Below are 22402 nucleotides of genomic sequence, written 5' to 3'. Positions count from 1 at the left end.
AGCTACTTAAAAATTGAGCGAATGAATATTGAACAGGAAATATTGCTTGCCTATCATACAGCAGATGATCAACCAATTGGAGGTGGTTCAAGCAAAGGTTGGGTAACTAACTTTTATAAGTTTCTGTCCACCTTACTTGAACAAGTGTCAGGGGAGAAGCCAAAAATTAAAATGGTTTCAGAAAATGACAGTCATGTGGATTTGTATGCTTCAAGTGGAGTTTTGGTTGCTATTCTTTCAAAGGATTTTTTAAATAACCCTACCTTAACTAATGGTGTAAACCTATTTGCGAGTACATCAAAGGAAAGTGGAACGCTCTCAATGGTAGGACTATCAAGGTTATTCAAGGTTATTAAATTTCCACTGGACGTGGATGAGTTCTTACCTGAGTATTCCGATATTCTATCTTACGATTTCTTTCATATTGATCCGTTGACAGGAGAACCACAAGAATTTAAGAGGTTTTTTGGTAATGAGGCTGAAAGAAGCTATTGGATGAAAATGGTAGATATGTCATACGATATTTACCAAATTCAAACAAAACTGGTAGAACTCGGAACCAAGAAAAAAGAAGAAAAAGAGGTAGGTAAGGATAAGACCATTTATCTGGCAAATTCTGGTGTTGACATGATTATACAAAGAGACACCGTAAAACGTGAACTTATTCGTCACGGATATAGAGTATTACCGGATCAATCATTGCCAAAAGACGTTCATGCGCTAGAACCAATTATAAAGCAGGATTTAGATCGTTGTTGCTTATCAATTCATCTCATCGGCGAAGATTATGGTTACAAGCCTTCCGGATCCGAGCTCTCGGTTGTGGACATTCAAAATCAAATTGCTTCTAAGCATACACATGATATACATGACTACAATGTGAAGAAAGGAGGAACTGAAAAATTTAGTCGATTAATATGGCTTTCTCCCGATTTGAAAAATGTAAGCGAAAGACAAAAAATATTTATCGAAGATTTGAAAAGTGACGCAGCTTCGTTGGATGAGGCGGAAGTATTGCAAATACCACTCCAGGAACTAAAATCTATTATTCGAGAGGAACTGGTAACAGGAGGACGATTCAAGGCTAAAGAAATTGAAATAGATGAGCAGCTACCGGAAGATGGAAATTTGATCTATTTGATTTGTGATCAGCAAGATCGAGATGCAGTCAAACCTGTGATGGATTGCTTAAAAGACAAGGGATTCAGTGTGGTCACCTCCATGTTTGAAGGTGATCTCATGGATTTACGATATTTGCATCAAGAGAATTTGAGAAGATGTGATGCTTCATTAATCTATTTTGGAAAATCATCTCCGGAATGGATCAGAACTAAAATGCAAGACTTATTAAAAGCTCCGGGCTTTGGTAGAACCAAACCGATGAAAGCCACGGCAATTTTTACTGAGGATAATGATAAGGTGAACAATTTGGTGAATAATTCTGGTACAATGGTATTAGGAGATGGAGCATTTGCACCGCAGAAAATTGAACCCTTTTTAGCTAAACTACAAGACTAATGAGCGAAAAAGAATTACAAACCGGACAAGAGCAGCAGGCTGATATTACTCAGTTTGTTGATCCATTTCCTGGGCTAAGGCCATTTGGAATAGAAGAAAGCCACTTATTCTTTGGCCGTGAAGGCCAAAGTGATGAGGTATTAATGAAGCTCTCTGAGAACAAATTTGTTGGTATTCTTGGCGCCTCTGGTAGTGGGAAATCTTCCTTGATGTACTGTGGCCTAATTCCCACACTTTATGGAGGGTTCATGACTCAGGCAGGTTCCAACTGGCGTATTGTAGTAACACGTCCAGGTGGAGGTCCCGTCGACAATTTGGCGGAAGCCTTGTTGAGCAAAGATCAGGTTTACAACGAGTTGGATGATGAAGAACGATTAATTCGAAAAACTATTACCTCGACAGTACTTCGAAGTAGTTCGCTTGGACTAATCGAAGCAGTGAAGCAACTTAAGAGCTCTGATCAGGAAAACGTATTGGTCTTAGTCGATCAGTTTGAAGAGCTATTTAGATATAAGAAATTGGAGACCTTGTCTTCTGACTTGGATGAATCATCTGCATTTGTCAATTTGCTGCTTGAAGCCGTCCATCAGTATGATGCGCCCATTTATGTGGCTTTGACAATGAGGTCCGACTTTATTGGAGATTGTGCGGCATTTCCGGACTTGACACAAATGATCAACGATAGCCATTACCTGATCCCACAAATGACCAGGGACCAGAAGCGGTTAGCAATTGAAGGGCCAGTAGCTGTTGGTGGAGGTAAAATTGCACCACGTTTGACTCAGCAATTACTAAACGATGTTGGAGACAATCCGGATCAATTGCCAATTCTGCAACACGCATTGATGCGTACATGGCAGTTTTGGAAAGAATATAAAAAAGAAGGCGAGCCAATGGACCTTAAGCATTATAATGCTATTGGTACACTTAGGGAGGCCCTTTCTCAACATGCGAATGAAGCTTTTGATTCCCTTTCAAAAAGAGAGCAGCAGATTTGTGAATCCATGTTTAAGGCCCTTACGGAAAGAGGGACTGAGACTTCCGGAATTAGACGACCAACGAAGCTTGCTACTATAGCTGCCATCTCAGGTGTGAACGAAGAGGAAGTGACTCGGGTGGTTGATAAATTTCGAGAACCTGGTAGAACCTTGCTTATGCCGCCACATGGTATTAAACTGGATTCAGATACGGTAATTGATATTTCTCACGAAAGTTTGATGAGGATATGGACAAGGCTCAAGTCCTGGTTGGATGAGGAATCACGTTCCGCGGAAATGTACTTAAAGTTGGCTGAATCTGCAGAAAGATTTCAGCTAGGTAGAGCTGGGTTGTGGAAAATGCCTGATTTGCAGCTCGCTCTAAACTGGCAGGAAGAAAATAAACCCACGCTGGTTTGGGGGCAACGATACGACCCTGCCTTTGAAAGGACAATGGTGTTTCTTGAAACCAGTAAAAAGGCCTATGAAACTGAACAAAGAAACAAGGAACTTTTACAAAAAAGAGCGCTTCAAAGATCAAGAATAGTAGCGATGGTTCTTGGTTTTGCTATGCTGATCTGTATTTTCTTTGTGGTTTATGCAAATATTAAAGCAGGAGAGGCAGTAAAGCAAACACTGCTTGCAGAACAAAACCTAAAGCGAGCTGAAGAAAATGAGGCTAGGGCGAAAGAGGAAGAAGCCAAAGCAGCAGAAGCAGCGGCTCTTGCCCGAATAGAAGCAAGGAAGGCTCGTGAAGCAGAAAAACTGGCTCAGGTAGAAGCCGACAATGCAAGAAAAGCAGAAGCAGACGCAAGAGCACAACAAAAACTTGCATTAGAGGCACAGGCTTTGGCTCAAGAAAACCAGAAAAAAGCAGAGGCTAACGCTGAGCAGGCAAGAATAGCACAAGCAGAGGCTCAGGAAAATGCTGAACGAGCCGAGCGGCAGAGATTAGCAGCATTGGCGCTTCGTTATCAAGCTATTGCGAATTCAATGGCCATCAAGTCCAAAGGAATCGATGATGATGTAGAGCAGAAAGCCTTGATTGCGAGGCAGGCATGGAAGTTTGACAAGGAATATGGTGTGAAACAGTTCAATGCAGATGTCTATTCTGGGGTGTACTATGCCTACAGACAATTGCTGTTCACTGACACTACGGCGATATTCAACCATTATAAGGGACATGTAGCCGGTAATGCGGTTCGTTCTGTACGATTCACGAAAGATGGTAAGAGTATGTTCTCTGCAGGAAGTGATGGAAAATTACTTTTGTGGGACATGACCAATTCTCGTAAAAACAGCAAGGTTCTTCTTGATAATGACTTCGTAAATAGAGTAGTCGATTTAAGCCCTGAAGAGAAGTGGGTTGCAGTAGGTACTGATGACGATCGAATTTTGCTTTATAATGTTCAAAGTAAAGGTAATGACCCGAAGGAGTTAACAGGTCATTCGGGAACTGTATTTGATTTGGTTTTCCTCAAGGATGAGCAAGGCTTTATTTCTTCATCTGGAGATAAGGTGATTCGCAAGAATGACTTTAACAACAACTCCGAAATTGCTAGGGTAGCTTCACGTGTTAAGGCGTTAGCACTGAGCCCAGATGGAAGATTCTTAGCAGGTGGTAGTGAATCTGGAAGTGTTTATCTTTGGGATTTGGAAAATGAAAACGAAGAAAAGTCCTTGTACATCAAAGACGGAGCACCGGTCCATGCCATCTCTTTTAGTCACGATGGTAAAATTATAGCGATTGGTGATGAGGAAGGTGATGTAATTCTTTGGGATTTAGAAGAAGGCAAGCAGATTAGAAGACTCACTGGACACGATGCTAAAGTAACTGATCTTGAGTTTAGTATGGATAATACGCTATTGGCATCCACCAGTTTTGACGGCACGGCCAGAATATGGGTAATGGAATTCCTTAATGATTTACCAATCGTTCTCGATGATCACGGCACCGGAGCAGGTAGTAAAAAATGGGTGTGGTCAGCAGCATTTTCACCTGATGGACAAACACTTATGACTGGTGCTGGTGACGGAATTATCCGGTACTGGCCTACCTACCCTGATGAAATGGCGCAGGAAATTTGTGATGATCCAAAACTAGCCCATAATATGAGCCAAAATTCATGGAATGCCTATGTAGGGGAGGATATTGAATATGAAGAAACTTGTGAAGGCAAACCACAACGTGAGGATAACCAATGATGATGAAGAGAGTAACATCGACAGTATTATTTTTTGGGATTTTGATTTTCTGGGTGAATGACGATCTTTGTGCCCAACAACGTCAGCTCAATTGTACTCAAAAGCTTAATCAAGCAGAGGATATGTTTGATGCAGGAAATTTGAGTGGCATACCTAAGCTATTAAATAGTGATAAAGGAAGATGTTTCAACAAAGGAGGGTTTTCAAAGGAAGAAAAGATTAGGGCATATAGATTAATGGCATTAGTACATTTATTTAATGACAATGGCCCGGAGGCGGAAGAAGCTGTCATCGATCTTCTCAATGCTGATCCCGAACACCCTTTGAGTCCAGATGATCCAATAGAGCTTAAATATTTATTTGACAAATACCGATCTGAACCAATTTTTAGAATTGGGGGTAAGGTTGGTGTCAATCAGACTTTTGTCAAGTCAATAGGGGAATTTGGCTCTTATTCGAATGAGGGAGAGGTATCCAAGGAGTTCAAAGCTGGTTTGGGTTTTCAAGCAGAGTTAACTTTCGAATACACGATTGTTGATAATTTAGAAGTATTAGCCGGTTTTGGTTTTGCGGTTAGTAAATATGACTTGAGCTACAACAATGTTACCTCTCTTGGCGATGTCTATCCGGATGCAATTAGTTTTGCTGTCTCACTAACAGAAACACAAAATCAAGCCAAAGTGCCTCTTATTGCGAGGTATGGTTATCCCATGGGTAATACAATCCCCTATGCGACACTCGGCTTATCTCTCGACTATCTATTGAATAGTACAATTAGCGGAAGTAGGCTTGGTACCTCCACCAGGCAATTGCCAAGCTTATCACTGCTAGACGATAACATGCGTAAAAAAGTCAATTGGTCATATTTTGCAGGATTAGGTGTTAAGTTCAAAAATAAAACTGACTTTATCTTAGTGGAAGCAAGATACAATATGGGAGGATCAAATACTGTAAGGAGTAGATATAGATATAATAATGAAAAACTGCTCTTTGATATGGCTCATGTAGACGATGATAAGATTTTGAATAATTTAAGCTTGTCTTTTGGGTATATCAAGTCAATCTACAAGCCTAAAAAATATTCCGGTAAAAAGCTGGAGAAACTGTCTGGTAAAAAGAAGAAAAATAAATTAGATGAATAGAAAATTTTACGTACCTATTCTCGGTTTTTTGGCTACAATATGGCTTTTTGGCTGTGCCAATGAAGACTCAAACAGCCTGGATACCTCCGAGGTATTCATAAAATATTATGGCTCAGAGTCTCAAGAGGAAACTATAGATTTACTAGAGCTCAGCGATGGATTTTTGCTTCTAGGCTCAAGAACAGATGTTGATAATACAGATTTTTATTTGGTTCGGACGGACTCTGCAGGTAATCGGATTTGGGAAGGAATAATAGATAATGATACCATTGGCACCACAGACATTCCCTCTAAGATGTATTATGATGACGTCAATCAGGCATTGTACATTGTGGGTACATCTTCATTTGACAGGGGAGATGACAATCTGGAAAAAGTTCAAATTGATCATATGTTTTTGCTTAATTTGACACTATCAGCTACCGGCTTCACAGCCGTAGATACCCTAATCTACAGATACTACGATCAAAGAAATTCCACTGACCCAACGTATGTACCCGGTTTTAGAGGAACAACTGGAGCAGACATCCTTGAAGTTGGGGGGCAATTGCTTGTACTCGGTTCAGTTGAGGCAGGTTCTAATGATCCATCGCTCACTGATAATAGTATTCTATTGATGAAGATTTCGACAGATTTTCAGACCATTGAATGGGAACGAGTCAAAGGTTTTGCTAATGATGATTTTGGTCGTAGTTTGCTTGAGGCTAACGGTCGTTACTACTATATGGGAGCCATTACCACAACCTCGGGTGTAGGCAATGGTGGAGTTGACGTACTTGTAGAGGAATTTGATTTTACAAGTGGAAATGAAAACAATCAGACTGAATATGGTTCAGCCAATAACGATGAACCATTTAACATGATCTATACCAATCCGGGAATTGCAATTGCAGGTACTACAGGAACCGGTAGCTCTCAGTTTGCTTTTTTGCTTAGAGTATCTTCAAATTTAGGAACATCTCAAATTAGAGAATTATCCTATCCGGTAGATGAATCAGGTTCTAGGTGGAATACACAAGGTGCAGATTTGGCACAAACATCAAGCGGAGATTTCTTTATTATTGGAACCGTTAATTCCTTTAGTGATGCAGCAGATGACCCCAGAGAGAACGAAGTTGTACTCATACCAACAAATAGTATTGGAGAAGTATACGAAGGAGATGTGCAAGAATATGGTAGCGTGCAGAGTGATGCGGGCAATGCCATAATCCGAAGAGCAGATGGGACTATGATTATTGGAGCTACTGTGCATTTCGGAGGAAGTGCAACAATGATGTCGTTAATGAAAACAAACCGGAATGGGGAGTTTTTTAGAAACTAAAAATATAGACACTCAAAGATTTTCTTTATTAGTTAATTAACACTTAGCTAGTAATAGTATTAATAAATATTGAATTAAGGTTTAATGAGGCCGGGTTTTCAAATGGTGTTATTGCAAATTAGGGAAGTGCAATAAAAGGAAAGTACCATTGAATAATTCGAACCCGGAAAAAAAATACTCTCGTATTTTACTGATTGGAAATTGGATTTTTGGAACACTAACATATCAATGACTATGGGTCATATAAGTCACCGTCAACTACTGCGTCTTTTCTTACTTACTTATTTTCTTCTTTGTTGCTCTGTCCGCAAGGTGCTTGCTCAACAGGCACTAGATCTAAGCGCTGCGGGTAACCGAGTGGATATACCCTATGACTTGAATGTCACAGGAGCAGGATTCACTATGGAGGCTTGGGTACAGTTTAAAACGTCATTCCCATCCAATTATTCACCATTCTCGGAGACAACAGGAAACGCTCCACATCCTCTGGATTTGGTGCTCATTAATGATGGAGGGCCTATTTATTACAATCTGGATAATGGTGACAATACAGATGTACAACAGGTTGCGACTCCCAATCAAGGCTTGAATCTAGATCAATGGTATCATTTAGCCATTACCTATTCACCAAATGGCACAAGTAGCGAATCGCGCATCTACCTTGACGGTGTAGAAATTGCGAACAGCACAGCACTGATAGAAGCAAATATCGGTACAGGCGGTTCTCTGATGATCGGAGATAGAAATGGGGGCAGTAGTGAGGCCAATATGTATATCGATGAACTTAGAATTTGGGATGACGTACGGGACGCCACTGAGATACTTAATAACAAAGACGTTGTGATGGCTGGCTCAGAGTCGAACCTGATTATTTACTATGCATTTGATGGAAATTTAACTGATTTGGCAGCTGCTGGCGGAACCACGAATGGTACATCCAGTGGAACTATCGGTTACGTTGGAGGTGCTCCGCACACGGTGCCAGCTCCTGGAGGAGTAAGCAACAACATAGCCTATTGGCTAAAGGCTGATGCTGAGGTCTATACAGATGCTGGTACTACACCTGTTACGAACGGGAGTCCTTTTCAACAATGGAATGATCAAACATCAGCGGGTCTTAATGCTACACAGTTGACAGGAGCCAATCAGCCGATTTGGACAGATAATGCCCTAAATTATAATCCTGCTATTTCCTTTGATGGTGTTAATGATTACGTAGGGGTTTCATTTAATATGGGACCAACTAGTACGCCCAACCTGACCACGTTTGTTGTATTCAATAGCGATATTGCCGATAGGACTGACTTTAACAAATTATTCGGTCATGACAACGGTGCCTATCATAGAAGTATAGGAATAGATAATAGAGGCGCAGCGCTAAACATGACCTACTTCACAGGTACTGGAGTAGTTGACTATTTCAACATGGCTACTTCAGAATACTACATTTCAAGTACTGAATTTACTGCATCAAATTTTACAGGCCATGTCAATGGAATGTTCGAAGCCTCTGGTGTCGTTTCGAATGGAGATGGATTAGCTAATATGGTGATTGGAGCGATTTCTTCTAATGGAGGTGGTTCGGAGTTTTGGGACGGAAACATCGCAGAGATGGTCATGTACTCTGGAACCTTGACAGCAATAGACCGACAAAAAGTAGAGTCTTATTTGGCCATCAAATATGGTATCAACTTATCGAATGATAATGACGGAAATATTACAACCCTAGAATCTCCAAATGGCAATGGAATCCATGAAGGGGATTACGTAAGTAGTGATGGAGCAGTAGTTTGGGATGCTTCTGTCAACACTGCTTACGCCAATGACATTATTGGTATTGGAAGAGACGATGCTTCTCAACTGAATCAAAAACAGTCAAAAAGCATAAATGGGAGTGCAGATCTAGCCATAGGGAGAGGTGGAATAGCTGCTGCCAATGCGGCTAATGCCAACACTTTTGCCAATGATGATGTCTATTTTGTTGTAGGAGATAATGGTGGTGATTTGGCCTTTTTGGCAAGAAATATTGCTGATATACCTACCGGCGTAGTTGACGGACGTACATCGAAAGTTTGGTTTGCGGAAGAAAATAAGGGAGATGTTGGTGGATTGACTTTGGAATTTGACATGTCGGGAGAAGGTTATCCTGCGGCAATGACTGCGGCCAACTTTGTATTACTCGTAGATTCTGACGGAACCTTTTCCGACGCAGCCAACTTAGCGGCGGCCAGTTATGCAGGTGATGTATTAACTTTTAATAATGTCAATATTTCCGATGGAGAATACTTCGCTATTGGGATTATCAATCCAAACTTTGCATTGGACTTTGATGGAACAAATCATGTAGATGTGTCTAGCATTCCACTGGTTTCTGGCAATGCTGATCATACCTTCGAAACCTGGGTGAAAATTGATGCTGCACAGACAGGGCATAGATGGATCGCCTGGTGGGGAGCAAACGTAGCGGATCAAACAGTGATCGTAGGATATGATGCTGACAATGCAAACCAAATTAGAATTCATCACCTTAGCGGTAGTGATATATTGACCAGTACCACTCTGCCCATGGGAACATGGACTCACTTAGCTGTAAGCTATACAGGATCTACTCGAGCGGCTAGAATATTCCTTAATGGCGTTTTCCAGGAGGAGGTAATTTTCGCTACGAATTTGAACTTACCTACGCTTCATTCTTTACAGTTTGGGCTGTTTAATTCAAGCACTGCATCGGCGATTGATGGACAGATCGATGAATCCCGTTTTTGGAGTGTAGCAAGAGCTGATTCACAAATTGGAGCGTTCTATGACGATGAATTAGATGGTACAGAACCAGGGCTAATAGCCTATTACAATTACCAAGAGGGTGGAGGATCGACAGTCTTCAATCAGGCAGGAGCTGTGAACGGATCATATACTGGCGGTGCTGGTTGGGTCACAGATGCTCCAACTGTGAACGACGCAAACCTGGATACAACTGTGCCTAACGTAACGATCACTAGCACAGAGTCAGGAACGACCGCTGTTTCACCGATTCCGGTTACCATCACTTTCAACGAAGAAGTAGCCCACTTTGATGTTGTTGACATAACGGTTGGCAACGGCTCAGTAGGCAATTTAAATACAGCTGACAATATTACCTTCACGGCAGATATTACACCTCATACGGGAGGAGCAGTGACTGTCGATGTAAATGCCGCGGTGGCAACAGACTTGACTGGAAATAGCAATACTGCAGCTTCACAATTTTCTATCAACTATGCTGCTCCTGAGAATGCATTGAGTTTTGATGGTACAGACGACTACGTAGATTTGACCACACACCTTGCTCAACTAGACTTTGACGCCCCTGCGACCATAGAGTTTTGGTATAGATCCTCTCAAGATTATACCAGCGTCTCAGAAGAAATATTTGCTTTGGGTGCTACTGGTGGAACAAGTGAATTTTTAATAAGATATGGAACCTTTGGAGGCGGGTTAGTAAATCCCGTAATTACAGTTGCCCACTGGAACTCATCATCCACGCTCACCGCATCGGCTTTTACTTCTGCAAATACCTCAGCTTATATCAATTCTTGGCACCATTATGCTGTTGTAGCCACAGGTACTACTTATGAAATATATGTTGATGGAGTCCAGGTTTCAACTTCCTATGCAAGTACTGGCTCGAATGCCAACGATGGAGACTTTGGAGATGGAATCGCCCCGACAGTTGCTCAAATTGGCGCAAGAGGCAATTTTCAAGCAGGCTCATTTGCAAAGGGAGAGCTTGATAATTTTCGACTATGGAACGTAGCTCGTTCGGCGTCTGATATTCTTGGCAATATGACGACGAATATTTCCTCAGAAGCAGGACTGGTAGCTGCCTATGATTTCAACAGTCCATCGGGAACATCATTATATGATATTGCTGGCAGTAATCACGGAACTTTACAGGGTGCACCTCCTGCAGCATGGGTAAACTCTACTGTCACTTCATGTGCGCCTAATGGCAAATTCATTGGGAGCACAGACAGCGACTGGAATGATCCGACTAACTGGTGTGGAGGCGTAGTGCCAATGCCCAGCAACGTCAATGAAGATATTGTAGTGTCGGTCAACTCAGATGTTTCAGACAACGAAGATTTAGTACTCAACGGAAATAGCTTTCAAATATTAGCCGGAGCGACCCTCACACTCGACTTGAGTAATAATGCCTTAGATCTACAAGGAGGCGCCACCTTTACAAATAACGGAACTGTGTTCTTTGCGTCGGGCACTGAACTAACAGATGCCGCTGGCAACTTCGTTAACAACGGGACCATCACTGGCTTCTTCACGTGTAACAACGATTTCACGAATCCATTAGGAGGTACGGTAGCACCAGGTGCATCTCCGGGGTGTGTCACTTTTGCCTCCAACTTTACGAATGCGGGTACGCTCGATATTGAAGTAGACGGAACCGTGCCTTGTACGGGCTATGATCAAATCACAGTAACTGGAACTGCCAACTTAGGAGGAACACTCAACGTGACCATCGGCTATACCCCAGTAAGCGGCGATCAAATTACAATCATAACTGCAGGTTCTGTTGCCGGTACTTTTAGTTCAGATAATCTTCCAGCGAATTGGACATTAAACTATACCGCAACAACCGTAACACTGGATTACAATAACCCAACACAATTCGTTGGGTCCACTGGTCCGGGTGGAGTTTCTGATACGGATGGAGCTTCAAGCTTGAAACTTTGGCTAGACGCCAATTTAGGTGTGACTGGAAGTGCACCTGTGACCGGTTGGGCCGATCAATCAGGATACGGAAATGACCTGACAGCTTCACCACCTACAGGACCCACATTCGCAGGTAGTCTGCTCAATGGTCGACCAGGAATAACCTTTGATAATACCCAAACAGAGTTCATGGAAAATACGGCCATGGCTAGTTCAGCAGGTACGGACGCTGAAGTATTTATTGTCGGTCGAGTAAACACCACCACCGCCAACGGTCTGCTCTTTTCAAACCCTGACAATGGTTATCATATAGGAAGTTATTCTACGGCTATACCAGCAGGAAATATCGGTCAGATCAATTCAGCGGGTGCTGCATTGGTTTCCAGTCCGCTGGCCGATGGAAGTTTTGCTATTGTCCGAAGTTATTTTGGTGTGGATGACGGAGCTGGGCAGTCAAGCTTTGAAGTGAACGGTACAGAGGTGACTTACACCCTGACCAGTTCTGACTATACTGCCACCGAATTATCTAAAATTAATTTAGGTGCTTACCAACCAGGCGGAGCCAATCATTTCCAACACGGAGATATTGCGGAGGTCATTGTTTTTGACAGTGAATTAAACACAGCTTCAAGAAACATAGTGACCAACTACCTTTCTTCAAAATATAACCGCCCACTAACGGCTGGTGACTTATATGCTGGTGATGAGGCCGGCAATGGACATTTTGATTTCGACGTAGCTGGTATCGGACAAGAGTCAGATGGTTCCGATCCAAAAGCCAATACGGGAGGAGCCTCGCTATCAGATGCGGGATTCCTGACCGATGATGGGGATTATATGTTCGCAGGACACGATGGCACTGCGCATGCTTTGGTTCAGACTGATCTGCCTTCAGGTTACAATAATAGGTGGGCCAGAAGCTGGTACATCGATGTAACTGATGTAAGTACGAATGGAGGAAATGCTACGATGACCTTTGATTTTGGTGATGCCGGATTGACTATGCCAACTGCCAATTTTGCCCTGGCTTATAGAGCGACGAATTCAGGCGCATTCACCTTATTCGCACCAGGTGGTGTCGTCAATGGAGATCAGGTGAGTTTTACCGGAGATGCTACAGCCATTGCAGATGGTTATTACACTTTGGTGGATGATAATGTGGCTGACAACTATCTTGATTTCACCTCATCCAACAGTGATCATGTGAATTTGGGAAATGGTATCAGTGCAATATTGAATGGAACCAATGCCTTTACTGTAGAAGCCTGGATTAATCTCGAAACCAATGAAACATTCCATACCGTTGTAGGAAACTACAACACCTCTATGCAGTTCTTATTACGAATTGATTCTGATAAGTTGACGTTTTGGGTAGATAATGGTGGTGGATTTAGTAGTCTAAATAGCATCCAAAGTATTCCAATAGGTACCTGGACACACGTCGCAGGAACTTGGGACGGTACCACAAGAAATATTTATATTAATGGTCAACTCGAAGCCTCAGATGCGCTGTCCGGTACTTTTCCTTCAAACACAAACAATGTAACCATTGGTGGTCAATTTGGTTCCGAGTTTATGAACGGTAAGATTGACGAAGTGCGCATTTGGACTGCAGCTCGAACGCAACAGGAAATCATAGATGATGCCAATGCATCATTGACTAGCGGTACTAGTTTGATCGCCTCGTATAACTTCAATGCGGGAAGTGGAACGACTTTAGTAGATCAACAGACACCTACTTCTTACGACGGTACATTTGTCAATACGCCTGCATGGGACAATACGGCTCCAGTAGCATTTGACAATGATGCAATCGCCCCATATATAGTAACTAGTTACCCTCAAACCCAAAACATCGGAGATAATAGCTTCGACCTGGTGGTGCAGTTGAATGAAACGGGCCGCATCTATTATACAGTACTCAACGATACTGAACCTGCGCCTACCGCAGCGGCTGTAAAAGCAGGTGGCGTGGCCAACGAATTGTCATCAGGAAACTTTACAGTAGCGGCGGCTTTGACTAACGAGACTCAAGGCATCACTGGTCTACTGCCAGGTACCAACTACGATGTGTATGTAGTAGCGGAGGACGATGCCGGAAACCTGGAAGCTTCACCCACACTGGTTAATGTTTCTACCACGGGTGTTGCAAGCTATGCACTACAGTTCGATGGAAGCACAAGCTATGTTTCCGTATCAGATAGTGATAATTTGAGTTTTGGTGATGGCCTTACAGATGCACCGTTTACCATAGAAGCATGGGTATATTTGAACAATACCGCTAGCAGAGCGATTGTATCGAAGAGAGTCGGTGGCTTAGATGAATATCAGTTTGTACTTACCGGAGCAGGTCAGTTAAGTGTCGCACTCGCTGATGAATCTACTGGCGGATTTATATTTGGAGAAACTTCAGGTCTTACATTGAATACCGGTCAATGGTATCATTTGGCGTGCACTTACGATGGTCAAGCTACAGGAAGTGGGATTAAATTCTTTGTCAATGGAACAGAAGAAACCAATGTAGTGCCTGCTCCTTCGGGCAGTTATACTGCAATGGAAAATACGAGCTCAAGTTTTGAAATTGGCACATTTAACTCAAGCAACTCATTCGATTTTGACGGACAGATGGATGAATTAAGAGTTTGGAATTCGGTGAGAACAGAAACCCAATTGAATGCCTTTAAAGATCAAGAACTCAATGGTGCCGAACCTGGTTTGGTTGCCTATTACAACTTCAACGATGGGCCAGGCAACTCATCATTAATGGATATTTCAGGAAACGGTAATACCGGTACATTAACAGCCATGGACAACGCCAATGATTGGGTGAATCCTACTCATGGTGTAGCAGGCCCATCCGCTTTAGACAGCACACAACCAACTGTGGCGATCACCAGCGCAGAACCGGACCCAACGACGAATCTGACTTTTACTGTAGATATTCAATTTGATGAGATCGTTACCAATTTTGATCTTTCTGATATAACGGTAGGTAACGGTACGTCCTCCAACTTTGTTAATTCGGGAGACGATATGTTATTCAGGGCAGACATCACTCCTCATTTGGGTGGTACAGTCACGGTAGATATCGCCGCTGCTGTAGCTACCGACTTAACAGGAAACAGCAATACAGCTGCTACGCAATTTACTATTGAATTTACAGCCCCGGAAAATGCGCTGGATTTTGACAACACAGGTGATGAAATAAATATTGGAGACGGTGCAGGCAACGGCTTTTGGCTGCAAGCAGGAACCATCGAAGCCTGGATTAAATTACCTGCTGGCTTGGATGCCGGACTATACAATGCAATTGTGACTTTTCCGAGTGCGTATGGCATATACGTTTTAAATGATCAACTAGTGGCATTTGGCGGTATAGCTCATGGTTCTGGCGTTACCGTCGCTGATAACACCTGGCATCATGTCGCGCTTGTATTTGACAGGGGAGTGACCAATGGTTCACAGCTGTATGTAGATGGAGTAGCTGAAGGAGCAGCATTTACAATGAACTTCTTAAACGGAGGAACATTTGCTTCTGCCAATCAAGGATTGCAAATTGGGGACAACAATGAAACAGGACAAAACTTTCAGGGCTTAATAGATGAAGTTGCCATTTGGGACAACACGAAGGTAACAACCATCTCAGACGATGCGGAGAACGGTATTGATCCAGCCGCAACTGGTTTGGTGTCTTATTATAAGTTCAACCAAGGAGTGGCAGACGGGAGCAATACAGGAATCACCACGCTCTACGATGAAACAGGGACAAATAATGGTACATTAGCCGGATTTACGCTTAATAGTGCCGGATCAAATTTTGCAACATCTGCAGTACCGAAATTGGTATCCGGTTCAGAATACTATGTAGATGGTGCATCAGGAGGAGGAGGTACCAGCTGGGCGGATGCCTATACTTCTTTACAAAGTGCACTATCTGCCGCCGCATCAGGAGATATTATCTATGTTGCTGCTGGTAACTACACACCGACGACTCAAGTAGATATTGATGGTGGAGGAGTAAGTGCTAGAGAAGAGGCCTTTCAGATACCTGATGGGGTAATGATCTATGGTGGATTCGTTGGCAATGAATCTCCGATTACACAAGCAGTTCTTGACGCTCGTGATTTTGCAACCAACCGAACAATATTGAGTGGTGACCTGGGCGGTGATGATACGCCTCCTACGGTTAATACGTCTACTAATCCGATGTCGTTTACCTGGAATGGCACAAGGACGGAAAATGCTTATCACGTGCTATATGTTCAAGATGGAACAGTGACTATTGACGGGTTTACTGTGCAATATGCAGTAGCAGATGCAGGAGCAGATCAAAAAGGTGGCGGTTTATACCTTGATGTTACCGCCGCACAAACGACAGATGTAACGGTTAGAAATTGTGAATTTAGATGGAATTACGCTGGCACTAATGGACAAGCTATTAGTGCTGACGATGCTGATGCAGGGACTATCAATATTGCTTTGATCAATTCATCATTATACCAGAATGCAGGTGTAGGAGGGACCTTACATACCAATGGCTCTTCCCCAACGATTAATACAAACATCATCAACACCTCTTTTTATGAAAATACGTCAACCAACCTTGGATCCGGCGCATTCATAAACAATCTCAACGGAGATCTAAATATCATCAATAGTTTATTCTATTCGAATGATGTTTCTGCAGGAAATTTCTCGGGGATTGGTATCAATAATGCCAATAACATAAGTATCATTAATACAACGGTAGCGGACAATTATGCCAGTGGAAATGGTGGCGGTATCCATGTAGGTACTTTCAATACAAGTAATGTCAATAACTCAATTGTATGGGGAAATATTGTCGGCGGAACTGGAACTAATGTTTCCGGGACTTTCACGATCAACTATTCACTTATTGAGGGTGGACATGCCGGAACTGCCAATGTAAATACAGATCCATTGTTTAAAGATCGTGCAAATGGTGATTACACGTTGAGTAGTTTATCACCAGCTGTCAGCGTCGGAGACCCATCTGCTGTAGCAGCTGATACTTATGACCTGGATGGAGATGCAGATACCGCAGAAGATATTCCATTTGATTTAGCCGGCAATACTCGTTCGATTGGTATTGTGGATATGGGTGCCTTTGAATTCTCTGGTCCGGCCATGTCCATAGACTTGGTAGCTGACGGAGGTACGTATGACTTTGGTTATGTAGCCAGTCCGGCTGGCTCGAGTGGAGCTATTACCTTTACTATTAACAACTTGGGTGATGATGTTCTGAATTTGACTGGCGGACCTAGGATTGCCATTTCTGGAGCCGATCAGGGCTTATTCAGTGTAAATGACATCACCAGTACACCAGTCTCCGCAGGAGGTAATACGACATTTACGATAGAATTCCAGCCAACTAGTCTGGGCTTGAAAACAGCAAACATCTCTATTGATAACAATTCAGACAATAATCCTTACACATTTACGATTCAGGGCACGGGTGCTAATCCTACGGCGTTAGGAGAAGGAGATATAGCCTTTACCATGCTGAATACTTTCGGAGGAGAAGATGAATTTGGCTTTGTACTGTTGCAAGACATTGGAGTTGGTACTGAAATCTGGTTTACTGATAAAGGTTGGGACAATGGGCTATCGCAACCAAGTACAGCTGGTGAAGGATATTTGAGATTTGTAGCCACCACGGCACTGACCGCAAGAACCCAGATCAGACTGAACAGATTCAATCTGACGGCCTATCAGGAAAATACATCTACCCCAGCTGGTAATTTGACCATGCCTTATGGGTCATTCGATTTGAATTCAAGTGGTGACCAAATCTTGGCCTTCCAGGGTACGGTGACCAGCTTGGCTGTTGGCGATGTCGCAGTAACGAACTTCTTATCTGCAATCAACCATGACATTACGAATCAGGATGAAGGGGGAACCGAATGGTCCTTGAATGCTGATGGTAGCGATCAGCAATCCGAATTGCCAAATACCCTGACCAACCGTGTCAATGCAATTGCCTTATTTCCAGGATCAGATGCGCTGCAAGACAATGGGGTTTACGACAATGGAAATACACATCATTCAGGAACACTTTCTGGTATTTTGAGTGCTGCCAACGACCCGGCAAGATGGAACTTCCAGGCTTCTACTTTGTACACTTCCGTGAATCCATTCACTGCGAACACTGCCCCAAGTGGGCTAAGTCAAACAAGATATTCGGGTACAGGAGTGATCAGAGAGTTGCCGGCTGATTTGTTTGGTACAGACACAGATCAGATCGATCAAATCACTGCAGTAGACATCACCAGTCTGAATACGATTTCTAATATAGGTGCCCTGTTCTTTGATGCCAATGATGATGGCATACGTGAAGGAGACAACTCGGAGGATTTGGGTAGTGGCAGCTATCCACTACCACTGACGGTGAATCGAGCAGATTTGGATTTGAATCGCCTGAAATTGGAAATTGACCAGCCGGCAGGAAACTCAGGGTCATTCGACTTTGCCAATGTGACGGACGGCGAGGCTACCGATGCAGGTACTTACTCTTTCACAGTAAATATTATCGACAATGCGTTGAATTTTGATGGATCAGATGACTATGTTGATTTTCCTAGTTTAGTATCGGCTGGCATGGCACCAGCTACTACCAATTTCACGCTGGAAGCTTGGGTAAGAACCGAAAATGTAGGTAATCAAACCATTCTATATATTGGAACAACTGGTAGTGATACTGATGTGACTCTAAAAGCAAATGCCAGCGATGTATTTGTTGTAAATTCTAATGGTCACCCAGGCCCCACCAGTTCTGGGTTCTTGGTGAGTAACGGCGCAAGCCCGGCCACCTGGCATCATGTGGCGGCAGTATATGATGGCACAGACTTGTCCTTGTACGTTGATGGAATATTGCAAGGTTCAGACAACACGTTTGCTTTTAATATAGATTATTCTGTCTTTAGAATTGGAGATTCAGGAGCTACTGGCACTCCATGGAATGGCGATATCGACGAGGTCAGAATCTGGAACATAGCCAGAAGTCCTCAGGAGTTAAGACAAAATGCCACAACCACTGTTTTCTCCCATGCTAATTTGGTAGCAGCGTACGATTTCAATACAGGTAATCCTGGAAATCCGAACGCTGGAGAAGATCGATTGGAGGATATTACACCTAATACGACGGATGGTATACTGGATCCGAGTTTTGCTCTTACAGGAACCACAGGTAACTGGGTGACCTCTACGGCACTACAAACTACAGGTTTGCAAAAAGTGGCAATGAACGGACAAGGAACGGGCGACATTACAGCCGGTAGTACCAGCTTATCTGCACTCAACAGTACATTCTTTGGTCGTGTGTCGCAAGGCAATCAGGGTACCAAAGTGTTTGAATTGACCAACACAGGGTTGAATGATTTGAATGTCAATACGATCTCATTAACGAATGGGACCGAATTTGCTATCTCGGATGATCAGGCATCCGGTGGTACATTATCACCGGGTGAAACGCGTACGATCACGATTGACTATAATCCAACAGACAATAATAATCACACCGATCAGGTGTCAATAGATTCAGATGATCCGAGCAGCCCATTCAGTTTTGACATCGCGGGAACCTCTCAGATTGATGCGGCGCTGCATTTCGATGGTGCCGACGACAATGTGAACCTGGGTAATGGTATCTCATATGCATTGGATGATTTCACATGGGAAGCATGGATCAAACCGACAGATGTATCGGTTTCACGCGCGATTTTTTCTAAGGATGCCAGCGGTGAAACACAGCCATTGAATGTTCATATTATGGCAGGTGGACAAGTCAAGTTTAGCTCTCGAGTAGAAGTTAACTCGGTGGCCACTCTTGCTGTAGATACCTGGTATCATATCGCTGCGGTGAGAGAAGGAAATACACACTCGTTGTATATCAATGGCGATTTGGATAATCAAAATGTAACTACTGCACTAACTCTGGCAGCGAATACCAGAGATGTGACCATAGGTAATCGTGTAGGTGGAGATATGCCATTTGCTGGTACCATCGATGGGGTAAGGATATGGCAGGTAGCGCTGACTGAGCCGGAGATTGAATTTTCCATGATGAACGAGCTGGGTGGCGGAGAAAGTGATTTGACCGCCGCTTTTAGACTCGACGAAGGAACTATAGGTGCTAGCAATGTAGGGACAGAAACGGCCATTGATCTCACAGGTACTTACCCAGGTAATCTGGACATAGAAAATGACGATGCAGCTACTGGATTTGACTTTGGTACAGCCGATGTCAATGCTTCTAACTGGATTACTTCTACAGTATTCGAGAGCGATATATATATAGAAGAATCTGTTGCACAACTTGAAATTGAAAATGGCGACAACGACGCGACAGACGAAGCAGACAATACCGACTTTGGGTCAATAGCCTACGACGGAGGTACAGTTGTTAGAACATTCAATATCAGAAACCTAGGTGGTCAGACCTTGGATCTACTAAGTGCTTCGGCAGTTTCTGTAGGTTCTACGGACTTCTCTATTACTGCACAACCTGGCCAAACATTGGCTAGCGGCGGATTAGAGACCTTTGATATTACCTTTGACCCATCTTCGCCTGGTGTTAAAAATGCAACCGTAACTATTACAAGTAATGATCCTGACGAAGCGCCTTATCAATTCGCTATAACGGGTACCGGTACAGGTACACAAAACGCACTGACGTTTGATGGTACCAATGATTTTGTGGACGTGTCAGCAATCACTGGCGGACATGCCTTGAGTGACAATGGAGACAACTACACCATTGAAGCCTGGATACAATTGACTGCTATAACAGGCAATCCACAAACCATTGTAAGTTTCACGAATGGACTCACAAGTGCCGAACCTCATTTGAGTCTGATGATTGATGCGACAGGGAATCTACAATTCTTTAAAAGAAACAATGCTGCTGGAGAGGCACTTTCAGTTGTGTCACCCAATCCATTGACTATATCTGGAGAGTGGTACCATGTGGCCATCTCTAAAGAGAATAATGATTATCGACTATATGTCAATGGTCAGGAAGTGGCCAGCTCAATTGGAGTCACAACTAATGCGGGTACTTATAACCGTACAAGAGCTTTCATTGGTGCGGGCTATTCTGCCGATTCAGGAGGCAACCAAATCCGAGATTATTTTGGTGGACAAATTGACGATTTGAAAATCTGGAATGTACGAAGAAGCCAGACCGAAATCATAGCCGACGGATTAGAACAACTACCAGCGGTGGTGACTAACCTGGTGGCTTACTACAACTTTGATGAAACCACAGGAACCACTTTAAATGACCAAACCTCGAATGCGTATCACGGTACGGTATTCGGGGAATCAGGTCAAACAGCGGCCGGTTCTACTACAACCGTTATTAATTTAGCCACCTCTCCATTTACTGGAGGAGAGTTGGTAGGGCGAACACTGCATATCATCAATGAGATTGGCATTGGTGTAGAATCACAAACTGTATCAGCCAATACTACAAATACGATCACTGTGGGTACACCATTCTCTGGTGCGCCAGTGGCGGACGTGGCTTGGGCGATTGAATATAACGATCCTACTTTCAATGTCTCCGATCCATTGAATGCATCACAATCTTCTATTGCATTAGAGGATGGCAGTAGTAACGGCATAGCAGGAGACGGGTCAAACTCACCCGCAGTGGGCAACTCTACTGATTTCGGATCATTAGGTATCAATAGTACTCAGGATGTGACTTATAATATTGTAAACACTGGATTGAAAAGTGTAAGTGTAACAAGCGTAATGTCTGGTAACGATGGCGTGTTCAATATGAGCAGCTTTACCCCGGGAGCAATTGCACCAGGAGCATCTACGCCTTTCACAATTACTTATACACCAGATACGACTACAACACCACCAAACACAGCTATGGTCAACGTATCGTCCGATGCGGATGTGAATGGTACTCCATTCATGAACTTGCAGGCCAACCCATCGAACAATGCGCTGGATTTCGACGCAGGTGACAATTTCGTTGAGATTGGAAATGTATTCGATTTCTATGACGCACAGGATTTTACATGGGAAGCATGGATTAGACCAGGAACGGTACCTGCTTCATATGGAGCCATTATATCAAAACATAGTGGAGGGAATCAGCCGTTGTTGACTACCAATGCGGGTAAAATCATTTGGTACAATGGAGGTGATCAAATTACATCTATCACAACAATGGTTCCAGGTACATGGTACCATGTGGCCGTTGTTAATGATGGAGGAAATGTTACCCTCTATGTAAATGGTGCTCCGGAAGGAACAGACAACACTGCTTTTGCTTCCAATGCAATTGTATTGAAGATAGGTGGGCAAGGGGCTACAGGTTTAGCCACAGGATTGTTCGACGGAGCCATCGATGAAGTAAGGTTGTGGAGCATTAAAAAGGCGGACGATGAGATCCGACAAAATGCCATTAAGCATATGGATACCTCCGAACCAGGACTAGTGGCTTACTATCCATTTGATCAAGGTGCGCCATCCGGTACTGCCAATGGTGGCTT

5 protein-coding genes (1 of these 5 only partly in view) are annotated in these 22402 nt (G+C 43.2%); all 5 read left to right on the top strand.

What is annotated here, in order from left to right; genetic code table 11:
• The first annotated feature begins 21 nt into the window (after positions 1 to 21).
• A complete protein-coding gene (locus ABJD64_RS07095) occupies positions 22 to 1518 on the top strand; it encodes a hypothetical protein (RefSeq protein WP_348179977.1) in 1497 nt (498 codons plus the stop codon).
• Positions 1518 to 4700 carry a High-affnity carbon uptake protein Hat/HatR gene (locus ABJD64_RS07090; RefSeq protein WP_348179975.1) on the top strand — a complete coding sequence of 1061 codons (3183 nt, stop codon included), beginning with the start codon at positions 1518 to 1520 and terminating at the stop codon, positions 4698 to 4700. The genes ABJD64_RS07095 and ABJD64_RS07090 overlap by 1 nt, the downstream gene beginning before the upstream one ends.
• The gene (locus ABJD64_RS07085) at positions 4697 to 5842 is read left to right on the top strand and encodes a porin family protein (RefSeq protein ID WP_348179973.1); all 1146 of its coding nucleotides are present in this window, start codon (positions 4697 to 4699) and stop codon (positions 5840 to 5842) included. Before ABJD64_RS07090 ends, ABJD64_RS07085 begins: the two co-directional genes overlap by 4 nt.
• On the top strand, positions 5835 to 7163 hold the full coding sequence (locus ABJD64_RS07080) for a hypothetical protein (RefSeq protein WP_348179972.1): 1329 nt from the start codon (positions 5835 to 5837) through the stop codon (positions 7161 to 7163). The genes ABJD64_RS07085 and ABJD64_RS07080 overlap by 8 nt, the downstream gene beginning before the upstream one ends.
• A 234-nt stretch (positions 7164 to 7397) precedes the next feature.
• On the top strand, positions 7398 to 22402 hold the beginning of the coding sequence (locus ABJD64_RS07075) for a LamG-like jellyroll fold domain-containing protein (RefSeq protein ID WP_348179971.1). It continues 23482 nt past the right edge of the window; the window shows 15005 of its 38487 coding nt (coding positions 1–15005); the start codon lies at positions 7398 to 7400; the stop codon falls past the right edge of the window.

Origin of the sequence: Reichenbachiella sp. (assembly GCF_039944555.1) — a bacterium.
In the GTDB taxonomy this organism is placed as follows: Bacteria; Bacteroidota; Bacteroidia; order Cytophagales; family Cyclobacteriaceae; genus Reichenbachiella.
The sequence above is the reverse complement of the archived record's forward strand: the minus strand, read 5'-3'. Positions and strand labels throughout refer to the sequence as shown.

Bases quoted from the DNA above. Each gene is read 5' to 3' on its own strand.
- ABJD64_RS07095 (WP_348179977.1), top strand. From the start codon at position 22: ATGAATATTGAACAGGAAATATTGCTTGCCTATCATACAGCAGATGAT.
- ABJD64_RS07090 (WP_348179975.1), top strand. From the start codon at position 1,518: ATGAGCGAAAAAGAATTACAAACCGGACAAGAGCAGCAGGCTGATATT.
- ABJD64_RS07085 (WP_348179973.1), top strand. From the start codon at position 4,697: ATGATGATGAAGAGAGTAACATCGACAGTATTATTTTTTGGGATTTTG.
- ABJD64_RS07080 (WP_348179972.1), top strand. From the start codon at position 5,835: ATGAATAGAAAATTTTACGTACCTATTCTCGGTTTTTTGGCTACAATA.